This is a genomic window from Hymenobacter metallicola, from assembly GCF_004745645.1.
GTDB lineage: Bacteria > Bacteroidota > Bacteroidia > Cytophagales > Hymenobacteraceae > Hymenobacter > Hymenobacter metallicola.
On record NZ_SRMB01000003.1, the window covers coordinates 517,124 to 536,556 of the forward strand.

General features: G+C 56.8%; 19 protein-coding genes and 1 tRNA gene. 6 read left to right on the top strand and 14 right to left on the bottom strand.

Annotated elements, in window-relative coordinates; translation table 11 throughout:
- Positions 1 to 43: 43 nt before the first annotated feature.
- From truA to E5K02_RS17415, 3 genes are all read right to left on the bottom strand, one after another.
- Positions 44 to 835, bottom strand: coding sequence for a tRNA pseudouridine(38-40) synthase TruA (gene truA, locus E5K02_RS17405; protein WP_135396479.1), 792 nt, complete (start codon positions 833 to 835; stop codon positions 44 to 46).
- A 79-nt stretch (positions 836 to 914) separates the two neighbouring features.
- Positions 915 to 1,460 carry a GNAT family N-acetyltransferase gene (locus tag E5K02_RS17410; protein ID WP_135396480.1) on the bottom strand — a complete coding sequence of 182 codons (546 nt, stop codon included), beginning with the start codon at positions 1,458 to 1,460 and terminating at the stop codon, positions 915 to 917.
- A gap of 19 nt (positions 1,461 to 1,479) precedes the next feature.
- Entirely contained in the window at positions 1,480 to 2,682 is a 1,203-nt protein-coding gene (locus tag E5K02_RS17415) for a thiolase family protein (RefSeq protein WP_135396481.1), read from the bottom strand.
- A 91-nt stretch (positions 2,683 to 2,773) separates the two neighbouring features.
- On the opposite strand from E5K02_RS17415, the gene E5K02_RS17420 reads away from it, so the two are divergent.
- Entirely contained in the window at positions 2,774 to 3,250 is a 477-nt protein-coding gene (locus E5K02_RS17420; RefSeq protein WP_135396482.1) for a DUF4293 domain-containing protein, read from the top strand.
- Between the two features lie 76 nt (positions 3,251 to 3,326).
- On the opposite strand, the gene E5K02_RS17425 is transcribed toward E5K02_RS17420, so the two are convergent.
- The 5 genes from E5K02_RS17425 to E5K02_RS17445 all read right to left on the bottom strand — a co-directional run bounded on the left by E5K02_RS17425 (position 3,327) and on the right by E5K02_RS17445 (position 9,480).
- Complete coding sequence (locus tag E5K02_RS17425) at positions 3,327 to 4,181, bottom strand: DUF4476 domain-containing protein (RefSeq protein WP_135396483.1); 855 nt, start codon at positions 4,179 to 4,181, stop codon at positions 3,327 to 3,329.
- 209 nt (positions 4,182 to 4,390) lie between these two features.
- Positions 4,391 to 6,319: an OmpA family protein gene (locus E5K02_RS17430; RefSeq protein WP_240737334.1), complete on the bottom strand. Its 1,929-nt coding sequence runs from the start codon at positions 6,317 to 6,319 to the stop codon at positions 4,391 to 4,393.
- 115 nt (positions 6,320 to 6,434) lie between these two features.
- Complete coding sequence (locus tag E5K02_RS17435; RefSeq protein ID WP_135396484.1) at positions 6,435 to 6,917, bottom strand: hypothetical protein; 483 nt, start codon at positions 6,915 to 6,917, stop codon at positions 6,435 to 6,437.
- Positions 6,918 to 7,112: 195 nt separating this feature from the next.
- Positions 7,113 to 7,973: a (Fe-S)-binding protein gene (locus E5K02_RS17440; RefSeq protein ID WP_135396485.1), complete on the bottom strand. Its 861-nt coding sequence runs from the start codon at positions 7,971 to 7,973 to the stop codon at positions 7,113 to 7,115.
- Positions 7,974 to 8,085: 112 nt separating this feature from the next.
- The gene (locus E5K02_RS17445) at positions 8,086 to 9,480 is read right to left on the bottom strand and encodes a 4Fe-4S dicluster domain-containing protein (RefSeq protein WP_240737335.1); all 1,395 of its coding nucleotides are present in this window, start codon (positions 9,478 to 9,480) and stop codon (positions 8,086 to 8,088) included.
- Positions 9,481 to 9,644: 164 nt separating this feature from the next.
- Here E5K02_RS17445 and E5K02_RS17450 point away from each other — a divergent pair.
- A tRNA-Phe gene (locus tag E5K02_RS17450) sits at positions 9,645 to 9,717 on the top strand.
- A 77-nt stretch (positions 9,718 to 9,794) separates the two neighbouring features.
- Here the strand turns inward: E5K02_RS17450 and E5K02_RS17455 are convergent.
- The 3 genes from E5K02_RS17455 to E5K02_RS17465 all read right to left on the bottom strand — a co-directional run bounded on the left by E5K02_RS17455 (position 9,795) and on the right by E5K02_RS17465 (position 12,836).
- Entirely contained in the window at positions 9,795 to 11,102 is a 1,308-nt protein-coding gene (locus tag E5K02_RS17455; RefSeq protein WP_135396487.1) for a Y-family DNA polymerase, read from the bottom strand.
- A complete protein-coding gene (locus E5K02_RS17460) occupies positions 11,086 to 11,553 on the bottom strand; it encodes a LexA family protein (protein WP_135396488.1) in 468 nt (155 codons plus the stop codon). The genes E5K02_RS17455 and E5K02_RS17460 overlap by 17 nt, the downstream gene beginning before the upstream one ends.
- A 140-nt stretch (positions 11,554 to 11,693) precedes the next feature.
- Positions 11,694 to 12,836 carry a J domain-containing protein gene (locus E5K02_RS17465; protein WP_135396489.1) on the bottom strand — a complete coding sequence of 381 codons (1,143 nt, stop codon included), beginning with the start codon at positions 12,834 to 12,836 and terminating at the stop codon, positions 11,694 to 11,696.
- A 151-nt stretch (positions 12,837 to 12,987) separates the two neighbouring features.
- Here E5K02_RS17465 and E5K02_RS17470 point away from each other — a divergent pair, with 151 nt between their 5' ends.
- The 4 genes from E5K02_RS17470 (at position 12,988) to E5K02_RS17485 (ending at position 16,132) form a co-directional block, all read left to right on the top strand.
- Positions 12,988 to 13,365 (top strand): phage holin family protein, encoded by a 378-nt coding sequence (locus tag E5K02_RS17470; RefSeq protein WP_135396490.1) that lies wholly within the window; start codon positions 12,988 to 12,990, stop codon positions 13,363 to 13,365.
- Between the two features lie 7 nt (positions 13,366 to 13,372).
- A complete protein-coding gene (locus tag E5K02_RS17475) occupies positions 13,373 to 14,131 on the top strand; it encodes a hypothetical protein (RefSeq protein ID WP_135396491.1) in 759 nt (252 codons plus the stop codon).
- Positions 14,109 to 14,879 (top strand): geranylgeranylglyceryl/heptaprenylglyceryl phosphate synthase, encoded by a 771-nt coding sequence (locus E5K02_RS17480; protein ID WP_135396492.1) that lies wholly within the window; start codon positions 14,109 to 14,111, stop codon positions 14,877 to 14,879. Before E5K02_RS17475 ends, E5K02_RS17480 begins: the two co-directional genes overlap by 23 nt.
- A 167-nt stretch (positions 14,880 to 15,046) precedes the next feature.
- Positions 15,047 to 16,132, top strand: a complete 1,086-nt coding sequence (locus E5K02_RS17485) for a tetratricopeptide repeat protein (protein WP_135396493.1) — start codon at positions 15,047 to 15,049, stop codon at positions 16,130 to 16,132.
- Between the two features lie 116 nt (positions 16,133 to 16,248).
- Here the strand turns inward: E5K02_RS17485 and E5K02_RS17490 are convergent, their stop codons facing one another.
- The 3 genes from E5K02_RS17490 to E5K02_RS17500 all read right to left on the bottom strand — a co-directional run bounded on the left by E5K02_RS17490 (position 16,249) and on the right by E5K02_RS17500 (position 19,427).
- On the bottom strand, positions 16,249 to 17,172 hold the full coding sequence (locus E5K02_RS17490) for a helix-turn-helix domain-containing protein (protein ID WP_135396494.1): 924 nt from the start codon (positions 17,170 to 17,172) through the stop codon (positions 16,249 to 16,251).
- A gap of 159 nt (positions 17,173 to 17,331) precedes the next feature.
- Positions 17,332 to 18,471 carry an acyl-CoA dehydrogenase gene (locus E5K02_RS17495; protein WP_135396495.1) on the bottom strand — a complete coding sequence of 380 codons (1,140 nt, stop codon included), beginning with the start codon at positions 18,469 to 18,471 and terminating at the stop codon, positions 17,332 to 17,334.
- Positions 18,472 to 18,728: 257 nt separating this feature from the next.
- Positions 18,729 to 19,427 (bottom strand): zinc metallopeptidase, encoded by a 699-nt coding sequence (locus E5K02_RS17500; protein WP_135396496.1) that lies wholly within the window; start codon positions 19,425 to 19,427, stop codon positions 18,729 to 18,731.
- Between the last annotated feature and the right edge of the window lie 6 nt (positions 19,428 to 19,433).

The following is a 19,433-nucleotide window of genomic DNA, read 5'->3' on the forward strand; positions in this document are numbered from 1 at the left end:
ACCACGCCAGCCACCGGAAAGTTACGGCGCCGGTTTGGCTAGCTTACCGCGTCACAAAATACGGCGTTTCAACGGGCAAGGCTGGCGTTGGCACCAACTCCGGCGGGTACTCTACCCGGCTCAAAAACAACCCTTGGGCGGGGGCCGCCCCACCGGCATCAACCCGGCTCTGCGCCAAGAGAATGGCTTTGAACTCGGCCGGCGTGATCTTGCCGCGGCCCACCATCAGCAGAGTTCCCACCACCAAACGCACCATACCGCGCACGAAGCGGTTGGCCCGAATGCGGAACACTAGGCCGCCGGGCGTAGGGTGCCAGCCGGCTTCGTAGCAAACGCAGACGTAGTGATTTTCGCCGCCCTTTACTTTCGAAAAGCTGGTAAAGTCGAACGACCCCAGCATAGAAGCGGCGGCTTCATTCATAGCCGCCACGTCGGGCGCCCGGTCCAGATACAGGCTGTGGTGTACGCTGAACGGGTCGGGCACGAGGCGCACGTGATACTCGTAGGTGCGGGCTTCGGCATCGAAACGGGCATGGGCACGCTCGGGCACCGGGTGCAGCAGGCGCACGGCAATATCCTTGGGCAAGGCCCGATTCAGGCGGTACACCACGGTGGCCTCATCCAGGGCGGCCGGAATTTCGGCGTCGAAGTGTGCTACCTGGTGGCTGGCGTGCACGCCGGTATCGGTGCGGCCACTACCCAGAATATGAATCGGCTGGCGCAGCACCTGGGTTAAGCACCGCTCCAGCTCCAGCTGCACCGTGAGGGTGTTGGGCTGCACCTGCCAGCCGTGGTACTGAGTGCCTTCGTAGGCGAGATGAAGAAAGTAGCGCAAAGGATTCTAGTTGGTAGTTGTTGGTTGTCAGTTGTTAGCTTTCCATTGTTAGTTGCTACATAAGTCTAACAACCAGCAACTACGATTTGAGCGTAGCGAACAGCAGCGCATCCTGCACAATCCCCTCCTTCACGATGCTTTTGTGCAGGCGAGCCTCGAACTGGTAGCCGGCCTTGGTCAGCACGCGGGCTGAGCCGGTATTACGGGCAAAGATTTCCGCGTAGAGCCGGCTCACCTCGAAATGAGCGAAGGTGTACTGCGTCAGCACCTTTACGGCCTCGGGCACAATGCCGCGGCCCCAGTAGCCCCGCCCCAGCCAGTACCCAATTTCGGCGCTACACCGGTTGATATCGTCTTTGAACAACACACTGATGGCCCCCACGGCTTCGCCCGCTACCTCAATAGCCAGGTGAATATCCGTGGAGGCCGGGTCCGTGGTCAGCCCGATATACCAGTAGGCATCTTCCAACCGGTACGGGTGGGGAAAGATGTCCCGCAGGTTTTCCCAGATACCCCGGTCATTGGCCTGTTCAGCCAGCACCGGGGCATCGTGCAGGTGCCAGGGACGCAGCCGTACCCCGGGCAGCGGGACAGCAAGCGTGGGACGAAGCGGGGTGTCGGCCATGCGCTTGCGGAAGCTTAGACTACAGTTTCTCGAAAATGGTAGCCGCGCCCTGCCCTACCCCGACGCACATCGTCACGAGGCCGTAGCGGACGTTGTCGCGCCGCTGCATCTCGTGCAGGAGCGTGGCCGTGATTCGCGCCCCACTGGCACCCAGCGGGTGACCAATGGCAATAGAACCCCCGTTCACATTCACCTTGTCGGGGTCCAGTTCCAGGTCGCGTAGGCAGGCAATGCTCTGGGCGGCAAAGGCCTCGTTTAATTCAATCAGGTCCAGGTCGTTGATGGTCAGCCCGGCGCGCTGCAGCACCTTCTTGGTGGCCGGCACCGGCCCCACGCCCATCACCGACGGATCGACGCCCGCCACGGCGGAGCAGACAATCCGGGCCATCGGCTTGAGGTTATAGCGCTTCAGCGTTTCTTCGCTCACTACCATCACCGCGGCGGCGCCATCGTTGATGCCCGCCGAGTTGCCCGCCGTTACGGTACCATCCACGGGCTGGAAGGCGGGCCGGATGCTGGCCAGCTTTTCCATCGACGACAAGCGGGGTGGCTCATCGGTGTCGAACAGCGCGGTGTCGCCTTTAGGATTCGGCACGAACACCGGCACAATTTCGCGGCGAAAACGTCCTTTTTCCAAAGCCCGCTGGTACTTGCGCTGGGAGTTGAAGGCAAACTCGTCCTGCTCCTGTCGCGAAATGCCATACTTGCGGGCCACGATTTCGGCCGTTTCACCCATGGCGTACGGGTGGTGCATCTTGGAAAGCTTCTGGTTCACGAAACGCCAGCCCAGGGTCGTGTCGTGGGCGGTAAGCTCACGCCCGAACGCTGTTTCCGACTTGGCCATCACGAAGGGCGCGCGCGTCATGCTCTCAGAGCCTCCGGCCAGGTAAATATCTCCTTCCCCGCTCATAATTGCCCGCGAAGCATCCATGATGCTTTGCAGGCCCGAAGCGCAGAGGCGATTCACGGTCACGCCGGGCACAGTGATGGGCAGGCCCGCCAGCAGGGCCGCCATGCGGGCCACATTGCGGTTGTCTTCGCCGGCCTGGTTGGCCGCGCCCATAATTACATCTTCTACAGCGGCCTTGTCCACGGATGGATTTCGGCGTAAGAGCTCACGCAGCACGTGCGCGGCCAAGTCGTCGGGACGTACGCTGCTGAGGGCACCGGCAAATTTGGCAATTGGGGTGCGGACGGCGTCCACGATATAAGCAGTTGGCATTTTCTTGAATGCGGTTATTCCGGTCGTTGTTGGCTACTTTTGCTAGCCCAGTGCGTAAGAGTGCATGGGGCAGAGTTTCATAACAACAAAGATGATACAAAGAATTCAAAGCGTATTTCTCTTCTTGCTGGCACTAGCCATGATAAGCGTGGTGTTTCTCCCGATCTGGAGCAAACTCGACCCAGCCAGCGGCCAGGAACTGGTCCTGACGGCCACCAAGCTCACCTACGCCCACGCCGATGCGGGCATGTCAGTCCCGACCAACACCTACGCTATTGCGGCCCTGGCCCTGATTTCGGCCGCGGTGGCCCTGTTTGAAATTTCTCAGTTCCGTAACCGTTTCACCCAGCTCAAGCTGGGCATGCTGAACCTGCTGCTGATTACGGCAACCCTGGGCGCCTGCTTCTATTATTCCGGTGTGGGCGAGCAAATGCTCAACATCAAAATCCCGGGCTCTTACGAAGCCGGTTTTTATCTACCCACGGTAGCCTTGCTGCTGAATCTGCTAGCCAACCGTTTTATTCGCCGCGACGAACAGTTGGTACGCTCGATGGACCGCCTACGCTAGGTTGAAAATCCCGAATACAGAAAAGGCTCCTGCATTGCTGCAGGAGCCTTTTCTGTATCTGGAAGGGGCCGCCGGATTAACGCTTGGTAGCTTCTTGCACTTCCCGCACACTGGATTCAAACTGAAATGCGTCGTATACGCGGTAGAAGTTCTGCTGATCTGCCACGTGCGGATAAGCAAACTTGGCCAACTCTACTCGTGAATTCTCAAAGTCCATGGCGCTTAGGAGTTGTTTCAAATCATCGGCTCGAATTACCGTCTGTTCGAGGGCTTGCTTGGCTACCGCGAGCCGGCTGCTGTCGAAGGACTTGCCACGCACCGTGCTGACCAGGGCATCGACATCCTGGGCCTGCATTTGGCGGTACTGGCTCACCGAGCCCCCAGGATACTGTCCGTTGTTGTCGTAGGGGTTACTGTAGCCGCCATTGTTGTAACCTCCGTTGCCGTTGCCATACCCTGAGTTGCCAGAGTTGCCCCCGTTGTCATTATTGCCGTACGAATCATCGTAGTAGCCATCATTACGGCCACCTCTATCATCGTAGCGCGGGTCGTAGCCGCCCCGGGGCCCATATCCTCCGCGAGGGCCGCCATACAGGGGCACGGCCGCTACCTTACGGAGCACGGGTGGGTAGCCCTGCCGCGTTACGAGCACATAGCTCGTTTCCAGGCCCGGGTCGAGAAACACGCGGGTGCGGTAGCTGATGGAACGTCCGTAGCCGGTGGGAATAAAGAATTCGGCCATGTGGTAACCTGGTACCAGCCGGTCGATGTGCACTTGCCGGGCGCCGCCGCGCGTCAGGGCCCGGCCGTCGAAGACGAGCTGAAAGGGAATACCCCGCTCGGAAGCAAAATTCACATTGGCCGGGGCAGCCTGAAGATCGGTAGCCAGCAACAGCAGCAGACTGAAGCAGAGGAGTAGTGCCTTTTTCATGGCAACAAGAGCTTTCGGTAAAGCGGCTCGTCCGCTTCCGTAGTAGCTATAAATCCAAGGATTGTGCCAGTTCCGGAACTTCATCCACGCCTCAGCTGTTGGCGCGCTTTTCCCAGCGGCAGGCCCCTTCGCTACGGCCTGTCACGAAAACCAAAAAGTCCCGCTACAAGGCTGTAGCAGGACTTTTAACAATAGTGTAGAGCAGAAAACTACTCCCCTATCTTAGTCACTTTGAATTCCGTGCGACGGTTGCGCTGGTAGTCCTCTTCCGTCTTGGCGGCCTTAATGACGGGGCGGGTTTCTCCGTAGCCCTTGGCCGTAATCCGGGACTTATCAACACCTTTCGAAATAATATAGTCTACCGCCGACTGAGCCCGTTTCTGCGACAGAGTCTGGTTGTAGGCATCTTTACCCCGCGAGTCGGTGTGCGAGCTAAGCTCAATGGTGATTTTGGGGTTGTCATTGAGGGTCTGCACCAGCTTATCCAGCTCCGTGGCGGCATCCGAGCGAATATCCCACTTGTTGTAGTCGTAGAAGATATTGTCGACCACAATGGCTTTGTTCTTTACAATCTTGGTCAACGTCAGAGTCACGGGCACCTTGATGTCGTTCATCTCGTTGGGCAGCTCTGCCTGGCTGGGCTTGCGGCCTACCGTGCTAACGCCGTTCCGAGCGGTGAAGTAGCCGGCGCGGTCGGCAATGAGGGAGTAGCTGGCCGCTGCCGAGTCGAGCTTGATGCTGAACTTGCCATCTGGCCCCGAGGTAACTTCCTGCAGCTTTTGGCCCTTGCTGTCAAACAAGGCCACGGCCTCGTTGGCCACGGGCAGCGTTTCGCCGGTTTTGTCGTTGCGCTCCACCAGGGTACCATCGGCGTAGAAGGTCACGAGCTTCAGCGGCTTCTTGCGGAACATGTACAGGTCGTCGCTACCTTTTCCGCCCGAGCGGTTGGAGGCAAAAACGCCCATATCCTTGCCCATGAAGAAGGGCGCAAAATCGTCACCGTTGCTATTAATGGGGGCCGCCAGGTTTTTGACCTTGCCTTTTTCCACCATGAAGATGTCCAGCTTACCTAAGCCCGGATGGCCATCGGAGGAAAAGTACAGCGTGCCATCAGGGGCTACGGCCGGAAAGTTCTCGTTACCAGCCGTATTGATTTCCGGACCCAGATTTTCAGCCGCCGTAAAGCGGCCATTGGCTCCTAGCGTAGCCTTGTAGAGGTCGTTGCCGCCTTGTCCGCCCTTGCGGCCCGAGGCAAAGTACAGCGTCTGGCCATCGGGCGAGAATACCGGCGAGAAGTCGTCGGCGGTCCGGTCATTGATGTTGATGAGCCGGGGCTCTTCCCACACGCCGTTCTTGAAAAACGAAGCCCACAAGTCGACGCTGAGGTAGCCTTTCTTCGAGCCGTTATTCGAACGGGCAAATACCACCATCTTGCCGTCGGGCGAATAGGTGGCACTAGCCTCGTGCATATCGTCGGTATTGAACGTAGGCTCCAGCTTGCGGACCGTACCGCCGGTCATCTTGGCCTCGTCGTCGAACTTGATGGCGTACAGGTCGTTGAAGCCTTCCCCGTTGCCAGCGTACTTTTTGCCTTCCCGCCCCGAAGCAAATACCAACTCCTTGGTCGTGGGCATCAGCGTAGCGCTAAACTCTGCCGAAGGCGTGTTGATCTGATCCAGGGGCATCACCTCGTTGTTGGTGCTCATGGCCACCAGCTGGGTGCCGAGGCGGGAGTTTTTCGCCTCCATTTCGGCCCGGGCGGCCAAGGCGCGGTTGGAACCGCTCTGGGTGTACGCCTCAAACTGCGTAGCCGCCTCATCAAACTTACCGTTGGCTTTCAAGGCCAACCCGTAGTAGAAGGCCGCATCCGGGTTTTTTATGCCGCCGTCAAGCGCCGCCTTGTAATAGCTTTCGGCTTGCTCAACGCGGTTGGAAAGCCGGTAAGATTCGGCCACCCGAAAATTAGCCATAGCAATGTTCTTGCCCTTAGCTACGTCCGCTTTGTATAACGCAATAGCAGTTTCGTATTCGCCACGAGCAAAACGCTTATCGGCTTTGCTCATGTTGCCAGTCGTAGCACAGCTGCTTAGCATTGCTGCCGAGCCTGCCGCGGCACACACAAACAGTAGTTTCCTCATGGATTCCGGAAGGTGGAGTGAAAAGGTAGCAGGCCCTACGTTATGTGAACTCGAGCCTAGCAATAATACTAAGTTTACCTATTATTCTGATTTTGGCCAACAAACATTTCTTGGCTTAGAAGTATTTTGCTAGCCAAGTTGTTGCGGCCGGAGCCGGCCAGGTTTGCCGAAGCTTACCGTGTTCGGCCACCGTATTATCGAAGTACGGCGTCTGGGCCGTTAGGTGGCCATCGGCAATGGCTTGCCGCAGCTGCCGCCGGTCGACCAACTGGATTTGGTTGTCCACCAGAAAGGCCAACTGCGACTTTTCCAGCAGCTGCACCCCCAGCCGCTCTTCCACCAGCCGCACAAAACGCACCGAAGCATCAATGGAGCAGCCACTGGCATCGGCCACTGCTTCATTCAGGCCAATGACGAGAAACTGGTGGTGCAGAATAGCCGCCGACGCCTCCAGGTTGCGGCCGTGGCTGGTCCATTCCGCCGCAAAACGCTGCAGTTCGGGTTCAACTTGGGCTATTTCACTAGCCGCGAAAGGGCGACTGGCCTGGTAAATCCAGACGCGGGCCGAGGGTGGCAGTTCAGAGAAAGGTACAAACATAGCGTAGGGTAATAAAACGGTGCCCCGGTGGTCAAGTCGTGTGGCGGCAGGTTTCGCCAACAACAGTCACAACAGCAATAGTACGGCAACCTGTTAGTAGAAACGCAAACTGCCCCGGTTGGAAGTTCCACCGGGGCAGATTTATTAACGGCACGAGGAGCAGATAATTTTTCTCGCGCTCAGGCAGTTAGCCGGCTAGGCGTTTAGTCCTTCAGCCGTAGCAATTAACTCGGCCAGGTCAAACACCTGCACGTTGTTTTCGCGCTCCTTATTCTTCACCCCGTCGCTCATCATCGTCATGCAGAAAGGGCACGACACGGCAATAATGCTGCGCTGCTCCCCGCTGCGGGGTGCTGGCGTAGCGCCGGCGTTGCCGCTTTCTACGCCGAGCAGGTTGTGCAGGGCCGCGGCATTGCCATCCAGGGCCGCCAAAGCTTCCTCGGTACGCTCCACGTTAATGTCCTTTTTGCCCGGCTCGGGCTCTTTCCACATCTGGGCCCCACCGGCACCGCAGCACAGGCCATTGGCTTTGCTGCGCTTCATTTCCACCAAGTCCGCATCCAGAACTGCTAGTACGTCGCGCGGGGCCTCGTAGATGTCGTTGGCCCGGCCCAGGTAACAGGAGTCGTGGAACGTGATGCGCTGCCCTTTGAACTCCCCACCGCCGGCCACGCCCACGCGGCCTTCGTTGATGAGCTGCTGCAAGAAGGTGCTGTGGTGGATGACTTCGTAGTTGCCACCCAACGCCGGGTACTCATTTTTGATGGTGTTGAAGCAGTGCGGGCAGGCCGTCACGATTTTCTTAATGCCGTAGCCTTCGAACGTGGTAATGTTCTGCATGGCCTGCATCTGAAACAGGAACTCGTTGCCGGCCCGCTTGGCCGGGTCGCCGGTGCAGGTTTCTTCCATGCCCAGCACGGCGTATTTCACGCCTACGTGTTCCAGAATCCGGACGAAAGCCCGGGTAACGCGCTTATAACGGTCGTCGAAAGCTCCGGCACACCCTACCCAGAAGAGAATTTCGGGCTCCTCTCCGGCCGCAGCCAGGTTGGACATGAGAGGAACATTGATTTGACGTGCGGCAGTTTGCTCAGCCATTGTATTGAGTTGACAGTTGTCAGTTGTTAGTTGTCAGAGGGAATTACCAGCCGCCAGCCGGCAACTCCATTTAGGCTTTCACAGCCTTGTCAGCCACGAATAATTCGTCGGCCCAGTTGAAACGGTCGGAAGGCGAGAAAGCCCACGGTGCGCCGTTGTTCTCGATATTGGAGAACATCACATTCAGGGAGTTCGGCGCCGCCGACTCCTCCAGCACCAGGAAGCGGCGCATTTCCACGATGCTTTCCAAAGGGTTGATGTTGACCGGGCAGGCTTCTACACAGGCATTGCAGGTCGTGCAGGCCCACAGTTCCTCGGGCGTTACGTAGCCGCGCAGCAGGGTGTGGCTTTCCTTGTCCAGCACTTCCTGTTCGGCGTGCTTAGCCTCGGTACCGTAGAGGTTGGGCTGAAAAATCAGCGGCGAATTGTACTTCTCCTCCACCCGGTCGCGGGTATCCATAATGATCTTGCGGGGCGAGAGCAGCTTGCCCGTAATGTTGGCCGGGCATACGGAAGTGCAGCGGCCGCACTCGGTGCAGGAGTACGCATTCAGCAGATTGGTCCAGGCCAGGTCATCTACATCCTTGGCTCCAAACGGGGTAGGGGCCGCGGCCGAGCCGTCGGGATTGGTAGCGGGCGGCGGCACTTGGTAGCTGGGGTCCATCATGGCCTTCACCTCGTGGGTGATGCTGTCCACGTTCGAAAACTGCCCCTGGGGTACCAAGCGGGAGTAGTACACGTTCGGGAAAGCCATGATAATGTGGAAGTGCTTACTGCTGGGCAAATAATTCAGAAAGGCCAGAATACCCACAATGTGAGCCCACCAGCCTACCCGCTCCAGAATTTCCAGGGTAGCCACATTACTGGGTAGCAGCCCTGTCAGCAGCGAACTGATCGGAAAGGCGCCGGGCAGTTCCAGGCCCTGCACCTGGTGCAGTTTCAAATCGGCGGTGTTCATCGTGAACAGGGCCGTCATCAGAATAACTTCGACATAGAGAATAATGTCAGCATCCAGCTTGGGCCACATACGTAGCTCCGGCCCGGTGAAGCGCCGCACCTTCTTCACATTACGGCGCCACCACAGGGCTACTGCCGCCATAATCACGAGCACACCCAAAATCTCATTGGTGCCCATCAGCAGGCTATACAACGGCCCGAGGAAACTCAGGGCGCGGTGGGTCCCGAAGATGCCATCAATCATGATTTCGAGTACCTCGATATTGATGACGATGAAACCCACGTACACAATCAGGTGTAACAAGGCGGGCGTGATGCGCTTAAACATCTTTTGCTGACCAAGGGCCACCAACAAGGTTTTGTTCAGCCGCTCGCTGACGTTGCCCGACATATCCCGGTCGCGCCCGACGAGGATATTTGCCCGGATCTTGCGAACCTGCCACGCAAACAGACCGAAGCCTGCCAGCGCAACGAGCAAGAAGAGGATGTTTTGGATAGAGAAGTGCACGGGAAAGGGTAGGTTTGGGGTTAGGTCCGAAATATACTCGTTATGCATAACAAATTACGGCTTTTCTCGCAGAAAGATTTTTTTCACGAAGACTTGCAGGTTCATTTTCCTTTACTACTTTTGTGCTCCCCAACGGCAATAACGGCCTACGGGGGCCCAGAGCTGGTAATGTAGCTCAGTTGGTAGAGCACAGCACTGAAAATGCTGGTGTCGTTGGTTCGATTCCAACCATTACCACAAAAAGCCCTTCTGCTTCCCGCGGAAGGGCTTTTTTGTTGGTTATAGTTTTGCTTCTTACTCAGAGAGTTTCGGAGCTAGCTGAAGCTATTTCCGTCCATATTAATACGCCAGAGTTCTTCGAAGCTGGTGGTATATGCCGGGGTGCGCAGGTTCTTTTTGCCCGCCCAACTCTCTTCCTTGCCGGCTAGTGCCGCCGCAAATCCTATGGTTCCGGCTCCGTAGCGGCTATTTAGCTGGTCTAGTTCGGCCATTAACCTCACGCGTAGCTCCACCTGGCCGGCGTCCTCAAACAACTGCAGCTGCTGCTGGCCCGCCGTTTCCAGACCGTCAAAAACAACCCCGGCTTTTTGGTAGTGGCTATTGGGCCGCCACAATTTTTTTAGCGCCGTCTGGGCATAGCGGATCAGTTCGGCAGTATCGCTCGTCGCAACTGGCAGGTTCAGCGTGACCGAACTCGTGTAGGGCGGTGGTTCGGGTCCGAATCGGCTCTTGCCCAGGAATACAGTCAGCATATTCGTGGCGCTGTGTTGACGGCGCAGCTTCTCGGCGGCCCGGCTGGTAAAGGCCGCTACTGCTCCGGCCAAAGGCGGATAAGCCGCTAGTGGGGTGCCAAAGCTGCGGGTAAAAGCCACACTCTGCCGCGCAAGGGGGCCATCAGTATCCTGAGGAATTATTTCCAGGCACGACTGTCCTTGCAACTCGCGCACAATCCGGGCACCGACCACTCCGCCCAGATGCTTCCGGGCCCAGGCGTCGGAGACGCGGGCCAGGCTAGCTGCCGTGGTAATGCCCTGCTCGTGGAGTTTAAGGGCATAGCGCCGCCCGATTCCCCACACCTCTTCGACGGGTACTTGCTTCAGTGCCCACTCCCGTTGCTCAGCGGATTCTAAGAGCAGAACATGGTTGCAGGCATCATAGCGCTTGGCTACCCGATTAGCCAGCTTGGCCAGGGTTTTGGTCGGGGCTATACCTATGCAGGTCGGAATGTGGGTGTACTGCAGCACTTCGTGCCGGAGGCGTCGTCCGTACGCCTCCAGGCTTTCCGTGCGCTGCATTCCGGTCAGGTTCAAAAAAGCTTCGTCGATAGAATATACCTCGATTTCTGGAGCAGCCTCCGCCAAGTGCCCCATTACCCGCCGCGACATATCCCCGTACAGGGCATAGTTGGACGAGAAGGCCTGCCCGTGGTGCTGAGCCAGCAGGGGTTTGGCCTGGAAATAGGGCATGCCCATGCGAATACCGATGACCTTGGCCTCCGAGGAGCGAGAAACAATGCAGCCGTCGTTATTGCTAAGTACTACCACGGGCTTGCCGGCCAGCCGGGGCTGAAAAGCCTGTTCACAGCTGACATAGAAGCTGTTACAATCAACTAACGCGAACATAGCGCGAGAGCCGACCGGGGCGGGCTTCCGTTATCACGTGGGTTACAACGCCCCAGCAGTCGTATAAATCAGGCTCGCCGTTTAGCGGTACAGAAGGATAGGCGGGATTGTCGGGCACCAGCCACCAGGTTTCACCCCGCCGGAGCAGGCGCTTTACCGTATGCTGCCCCTCCACTACCGCAATAATTACGTCGTTGTGTTGCGGACTCAGGCGGCAGTCGACGGCCAGCAAAGCCCCGTCGCGGATGCCCGATTCGCCCCCCGTCATGCTGTGCCCTTCCACCCGAACCAGGTAGGTGGCATGCGGATGCGGCAGCAGTAAGGAATTCAGATCCAGCTTTCCGCCTAAATGGTCTTCGGCTGGTGACGGAAATCCCGCTGGCACCCGGGTCCGAAAGAATGGAAGCAGCAAGGGCTTCCGCACAACATCTAAAACAACGACGCGACTCATGGCAGCACAATAGGGTTTGCTGCAATGATACGCACTGCCAATTATATTAGTATATTTTTTACTAAAAAAATTAGATGATCAATTCGTGCTTCACTCCTAAATAGCAACCGGGGTTGTTTTAAGGCCTGTTGTCAGCGGGGTCAGGGACAACTCTGGCTCAAGGCTTCACCGGCGTAGAGGTAGCCCAACTGCATAGCTCGCCGAAAAAACTCGCAGGCGGCCGACCGGTTTCCTTCCTGCTGCGCCAAGCGGCCCAGTAAAAAGTGAACCTGCCCATTCTTCGGATTTTTGAGCAGCACCTGACGATAGTCTTCCCGGGCGCCGCTGAAGTCCCGCAGCTTATAATACGCCAAGCCACGGTACGTCAGGTATTTTAAGGACACCGTTTTACCAGCGGCTTCCCGCTGGCGCAGACCAACCGAAAAATCTTTAACGGCTGGCTCAAACTGCAGCAAATCGAACAGCCGTAGTTCACCCCGGGCCAGCCAGGCGCCGCTTAAGGTAGAATCGAGCGCCAGGGCCCGGGTAAGATTATACTGGGCCGAATCCTTCTGGGCCAGCGCCGACTGGCATTGCCCTAAGCGGTACAGCAGCACGGCCGCCTGCCGAGGCGAGTTGTTCTGGTGCAAGGCGGTCTGGTAATCGTTGCGGGCCGCTTTGTAGTTGTGGTAGATGTGCTGCTCGATTTCGGCTCGGTGCCGCAACGCCTCCCGATGACGCGGCTTAAACTCCAGCGCTTCGGAGAAGAAGCCGTGGGCAGTGCTCCACTGCTGGCTGGCATAGGCCTGTAGTCCTTTTTCATAATTGCTGACGGCCGTCACGTGGTCCATCGTCACCTTTACCGAAACCACGAACAGTAGCAGCAGCACGAACAAACCGCCCGTCAGCAGGTAGTCGCGCCGGGTAAACTTGGGGCGACGCTTGGAGATGGTGCGGTAATGCCGCTCCGCGGAATCGGCGGGGCGGCGGGTGCGGAGCGGCTCGGCCGGGGGCATGGGTACGCCATACACGTGCTGCCCCTGGGCTCGGTACTGCTGTTGCCGTCGGGCTTCCTCCGCCCGCAAGACGGCCGCCCGCAGCTGGTGGTCGTAGGAGGCGCGCCGGCCCGGGTCGCTCAGTACCCGGTAGGCAGCATTGACGGCCTTGAACTGCTCTTCATACTGGGTATTACCGCCGTGCTTGTCGGGGTGAAACTGAATAGCCAACCGCTTGTAGGCCAGCTTGATTTCCTGAGCCGTAGCGGTAGCTGAAACGCCGAGTACCTGATAATGATTTTGGCTCAAAACGGGACTTTATATAGTAAAAGTAACGCAAAATTCAGACACGGAGTGCCGTTTTGCGTATGAACGACCAAACCGAAAAAGAGGCTTACGCGCTTCGTTTTTGGCCGCCGACCTATCTAACATCTTTTCTCGCTATTCTTCTCCCCGCCGTATGGCTTACGACGACGACGCTTCCAAAACGCCCCGCAACGACAGCTTAGTGGGCAACCTGAAAGGCTACCTCGATACCCGTATCGACTTAGTTCGCCTCGAAGTTCAGGAGAAAGTCAAGCTGGCTTTTGTGGGTACCATGCACGGTGCCGCCATGGGCCTGATTGCGCTGATGTTCCTGATTTTTCTGAGCATTTTCGCCGGCTTGGCGCTGAACGACGCTTTCGACAGCTCTTTCTGGGGCTTTGGCGCCGTAGCCGGGTTCTATTTGGCCCTGCTGATTATCTTCCTGGTGGGCGTCGACAAAAAGCTGTTCCAAGGCTTAGCGGACAAGCTGTTGAACAACACTATCTACAAATCTGACAAACGTCAAGCATAATCTACTCATGGCTGAGCTGACCAACCCACTGTTCGACGACGAAAGAGAGTTTCTGGAGCGCCAAAAGCTTGAGTACGAGCGGGCCTTGCAGGGCGATGTTGACGAAATCAAGGAAAAAACCCAAACGGCCGGCAAATACGCGCTTATCGGTGCCGGTTTGCTGAGCAGCATTTGGCTGATCAAAAAAGCGTTCAGCAGCAAGAAGCCTTCTGCGTTTGACGCCGGCTTGGACGAATGGGATACGCACGAGCGCATCGGTCAATCCAAAAAAAAGCTACGGCACAGCGGGAAGCATTTCTCCGACGTAGATACGGCCGTAGCTGATGATTTAGGCTTTGGCTCGGCCCACAGTCACCAAGCCGACCGCGGCTACCAGAGTTCGACCCACGAGCGGGCCCACTTGGCGCCCGACGTGTACCATACCGACTCGGACATGGACCCGTTCCCGCCTGTTTCCCGTGCGCGCACGGGGCGGTACCCGGTTCAATCCTACCAGTCGCAGGCTTCCTATTCTTCAGAAGGCCCGAGCTTGGTCGCCTCCGCATTCCAGAGCTTTTTGCAGTCCGATACCGGCAAGATGCTGCTGGCCCAGGTAACGGCCGTTTTGATGGCGTACGTAGCGAAAAAGGTCGGCGAATATTTGCCTATGGACAAAAATCCCGACCTTGCAACTTCTCCTGGCTCATTCACAGTCGAGCCCGAGACGAAGGATATCGACTTTACGTATCACCACGACGAAGCGGATGCGCCTCACCAGTCTGTATGAAACCCTCAGTAAGCGCCGCGCCCGGGGCCAGAAATCTTTGGCTGTCCTGCTCGATCCGGACCATCTGGATGAGGCCGGGTGCCGGCGCCTACTGGAGTTGAGTGAAGCAAATCCTGTTGATTACTTTTTTGTGGGCGGCAGCCTGGTGATGAACTCTCACCAGGCGTCGCTCATTCGTTTGATAAAGAGCTGTAGCGCCGTGCCGGTGCTACTTTTCCCCAGCCATAGCCTGCACCTCGACACCCAGGCCGACGGCATCTTGCTGCTCTCCTTGATTTCGGGCCGCAACCCGGACTTCCTGATTGGCCAGCACGTGGTAGCGGCCCCTTTGCTGCGGGCCAGCAACCTGCAAATCCTGCCAACTGGGTACATGCTTGTCGATACGGGCCGGCAGACCACGGCCAGCTACATGAGCGGCACCACTCCCCTGCCCTACGACAAACCCACTATTGCCGCTTGCACGGCCATGGCGGGCGAACAGCTGGGGCTGCGGCTGATGTACCTTGATGGGGGTAGCGGAGCTATGTACCCGGTTTCGTCGGCCATGATTCGGGCCGTACGGCAGGCCACCGATACTCCGCTGATTGTGGGCGGCGGCATCAACACCGTCGAAAAGGCCCATGCTGCCCTATCTGCCGGCGCCGATGTTATTGTTATTGGCAACCAGATTGAGAAAGCCCCGGACTTTCTGGCCGATATGTCGAAAGTGGTGCGCACGTTCAATGCGGTGCTCGACATGAAGATTTAGAGTAAGCCCGTAGTATTGCTACCCTGCTGAGTCTCACCTCCTGGTGAGACTTTTTGCGTTGTGGGCTCTTGGCCGCCGCCCGCTTTTGAAAATTACCTTTAGCTTACATACCGCATTCTGAGAGTCGTGCTTCTATTTCCGCATCTACCACCTATTGACCCGTTTCTATGCCCAAACCTTACTCATTCTTAGTTGGTCTGTTTCTGACCACCATTGCCGCACCGGCGGTTGCCCAGACGCCCCAGGAGCAAGCCTACACTAAAGGCATGGAAGCCATCAAGCTGATGGATAATGGGAATCTGGCCCAGTCTATCGTCCTGCTGGAGGAAGCCCGGCGCTTGGACCCAAAAGACTTCAACTATCCCTACGAGCTGGGCTATGCCCTCTACATGCAGAAGGAGTATGGGCAAGCTATTAAGATGCTGGCTCCCCTGCTTACGCATAAGGATGCCAGCGACAAGGTATTTCAGCTACTGGGCAACAGCTACGACATGGATGGCGATGCCAAAAAGGCGGTGGCTACCTACGAAAGTGGCTTGAAGCAATTTCCTGCTTCCGGGTCACTGTACTTGGAGCTGGGCAATATGAAGCTCGGGCAGAAGCAGTATACGCAAGCGTTGGAGTACTACGAGAAAGGCATCGAAGTGGCGCCTGCATTTCCCTCTAACTATTTCCGGGCGGCGAAAATCTACCTGAGCTCCACCTCTGAAATGTGGGGCTTGCTCTACGGGGAAGTGTTTATGAACCTGGAGCGCAACAGCCCGCGCACGGCCGAGATGAGTAAACTGCTCTACGACACCTATAAGAGCGAAATTACTTTCCCTAATGACTCTGCCACTGCTATCAGTCTGGCCCCTAGCCTGGTAGTCAGCGTGGCTGATGTTAAGCACAAAAAGTTCAAGATGCCCTACAGCGCCTCGTACGAAACCTGTATGGGTGTGGCCGTCGGTGGGCATCGGACTATCAATCTCACGACGCTGGATGCCATTCGGTCCAGTTTTGTAGTCAATTACTACAGCATGAAGCTGGACGAGAAATATCCCAGTAACATCCTAGTCGACTATCAGCAACAGATTGCCCAGGCCGGCTATGCCGAGGCTTACAATCACTGGCTTTTGATGATGGGCGATGAGGACGGTTTTACCAAGTGGCTTTCCATCAACAAAATCCGGTTTGATGACTTTGCCGCCTGGTTCAACAAGCATCCCTTGGTCTTGGACGACAAGCACAAGCTCCTGCGCAGCCAGTTCTGACCCGCCAAACACCCCGCGGCAGTAGCGGTAGTCCACACGCAAAAGAGGATACCACCCTGGGGTAGTATCCTCTTTTGCGTGTGACACTTACACCGGCTGAAAAGCCGGGCAGCTGCCTAGATATTCATGGCCGACTCGCGGCGGCGCATCTTGCCGGCCGGAATGCCGAACATCATCTTGAAGCGGCGGCAGAAGTACGCCGTATCCTTGTAGCCTACTTCCTTACCAATGTCGCGAATGCTCTTCTTGGTGGTGCGGAGCAGGAATACGGCGCGTTCCATACGCTGATACTCGATGTAATCCTGGGGGTTGATGCCGGTCAGCATCTTGAAGTACTGGCCTACGTAGTCTTCACTCACGTTGGCCACGCTCGACAGCACCTTATTCGACAGGTCGCCGCCGATGTTCTCCTTGATGTAGTTGAACAGGTCGATGAGGCGGGGGTCCTTGAAGTAGGTGCTGTTGGTAGCCAGCTGCTCCACGAACATCTTGTTCTTCAAGATGTAGCGCACAATCTCCACCACGATGTTCTCGGTGTAGATGGTGATGAGACGCTCCCGGCCCGGCAGCTCCTGCAGGCTCTCCTCTACTACTTTAATTACCAGGTTGGCCAGCTTGGAGTTGCCCGTAATCAGGAAGGCGGGCACGTCGAGCGAGGCAAAGAAGTTTACCGAGTCGAATACCTTGGCTTCGAAGCTTACGTGGCTATGGCTTTCCTCCGCGTCGCCAATCAGGTCTAGATCGGCGTTGGAGTGGAAGAACTTATCCTTATTGCTAATCAGATCGTCGTTGGTAATGACTTTACCAGCGGCTTCCCCGTAGCTTACCTTCGTAGCGCGGCCCCCGGGAATGAAGAGCATTTCGCCTTCTTCCACTACTTGCTCCTCGTCGCCGAAGGCAATGCGGCCCTTGTGCAGCAGAATCAGATTGTTGCCAACATCATAATAATTACGAACCGTAAACGGCTGCTGGAGGACCAGATTTTTCGCTTTAATGTATCGTACACCAAGCGACTCTATCACTTTATTGTAATCTTCCATATTCTAGGGGGTGGTTGGGGTAGCAGGTTAAAACCGACCAGTTGAGGGGTTGGATTTAGACAATGCAAAATAACATATAAAAATTCACAAAAACGAAAAACCCAGCCAATTTATGGCTGGGTTTAATGCAATGATTCTGACTTTTAGGCAATTCCAAAACTACTTCAGCAATTCACGAGAGATTACAATTTTCTGAATCTCAGAAGTTCCCTCGTAAATCTGGGTGATTTTGGCGTCGCGCATCATGCGCTCCACGTGGAATTCTTTCACAAAACCGTAGCCACCATGAATCTGCACGGCCTCAACGGCAGTGTCCATAGCAACTTTCGAAGCGAAGAGCTTTGCCATAGCTCCCGACTTGGCGTAGTCCTGGTGAGCATCCTTGTCGTGGGCGGCCTGCAGGCATAGCAAGCGGGCTGCGTCGATGTTGGTAGCCATGTCGGCCAGCTTGAACTGAATGGCTTGGTGCTTGGCAATCTCGACTCCGAAAGCTTTACGCTCCTTGGAGTACTTCAGCGACAACTCGAAGGCACCGGAAGCAATGCCCAGGGCCTGGGCCGCAATACCGATGCGGCCGCCGGCCAGCACTTGCATAGCGAACTTGAAGCCGAAGCCGTCCTCGCCGATGCGGTTTTCTTTGGGCACCTTCACGTCGGTGAACATCAGGGAGTGCGTATCGGAACCCCGGATGCCCAGCTTGTTTTCCTTAGGACCAACCACGAAGCCGGGCATGTCCTTGTCAACAATCAGCACGTTAATACCGCGGTGCTTGAGTTCGGGGTTGGTCTGGGCCACGACCAGATACACCGAGGCCGACGAGCCGTTGGTAATCCAGTTCTTGGTGCCGTTCAGCAGGTAATGGTCGCCTTTATCTTCGGCCGTGGTGCGCTGCATGGTTGCATCCGAGCCGGCCTCGGGCTCTGACAAGCAGAAGGCACCGATGATTTCGCCGCTGGTGAGCTTGGGCAGATATTTCCGCTTTTGCTCCTCGGTACCGTACTTCTCCAACCCCCAGCACACCAGGGAGTTGTTTACCGACATAATAACCGAGCAGGAAGCGTCGACTTTGGAAATTTCTTCCATGGCCAGCACGTACGATACGGTATCCATGCCACCGCCGCCGTACTCAGGGCTTACCATCATACCGAGGAAGCCCAGCTCGCCCATCTTCTTGATTTGCTCGGCCGGGAATTTTTGATGTTCGTCACGCTCGATGACACCGGCCCAGAGTTCACTCTGAGCAAAGTCACGGGCAGCTGCTTGGACAGCGAGTTGTTCTTCAGTGAGCTGAAAATCCATTAGAAATACGCTTGGGTGGGAGGGAAAGAGTACAGCCCGGAGGCGGTTGAACTTGGCTTCAAAATTAGCCCCTAGATGTTGGACAATAAGCAGGTGGGCCTCATTTTTATTCGGCTAGCCGCTTAGTAACCAAAATACGGCCGGGCAAGTTTAGGCGGGCTGCTCTTCGTGGGTAGCAGCGGTATTGGGCAAAAAGACAGCAGCCGCTCCTATTCTCGGAGCGGCTGCTGCTATATTCTTCCCGGCAAGCTCAGGCGCTAACGCCGGTCGCGGCCCCCCAGGAAGATACTGACGTAATACAGAAGCGTAGCCAAGGAGCTAAGTGCCGCTACGACGTAGGTCATGGCGGCCCACCACAGGGCGTCTTTAGCCATGGCATGTTCTTGCGTCGTCACGATACCGCGCTTATCAATCCAGGCCAGGGCGCGCCGACTAGCATCAAACTCGACCGGTAGGGTAACGAAGGAAAAGAGCGTGGTCAGGGAAAACAAGGCAATGCCAACGCCCAGGGGAATCATGGTGGTGCGAATCATAAACACCCCGGCCATCAGCACCCAGGGCATCCAGGTCGATACGGCGCTCAGGGCCGGCACCATGGCCGAGCGAAACTGCAGCATGCTGTAGGCCGTGGCGTGCTGCACGGCGTGGCCGCACTCGTGGGCGGCTACGGCGGCAGCGGCGGCGCTACGCTCCTCGTAGACGGCCTCGCTGAGGTTCACGGTTTTGTCGGCCGGGTTGTAGTGGTCGGTCAGCCGGCCTTCGGTTGAAATGACGCGCACATCGGTAATGCCGTGGTCGGCGAGCATGAGCTCGGCAATCTGCCGACCTGACAGGCCCGACTGCAAACCGATTTTGGCGTACTGCGAGAATTTACTGCGGAGCCGCCACTGAATCAGCCAGCTTACCACCATTGCCGCCAGGACAAGGAAAATAATCGGACTTGAGTTATAGTACATGAGTGA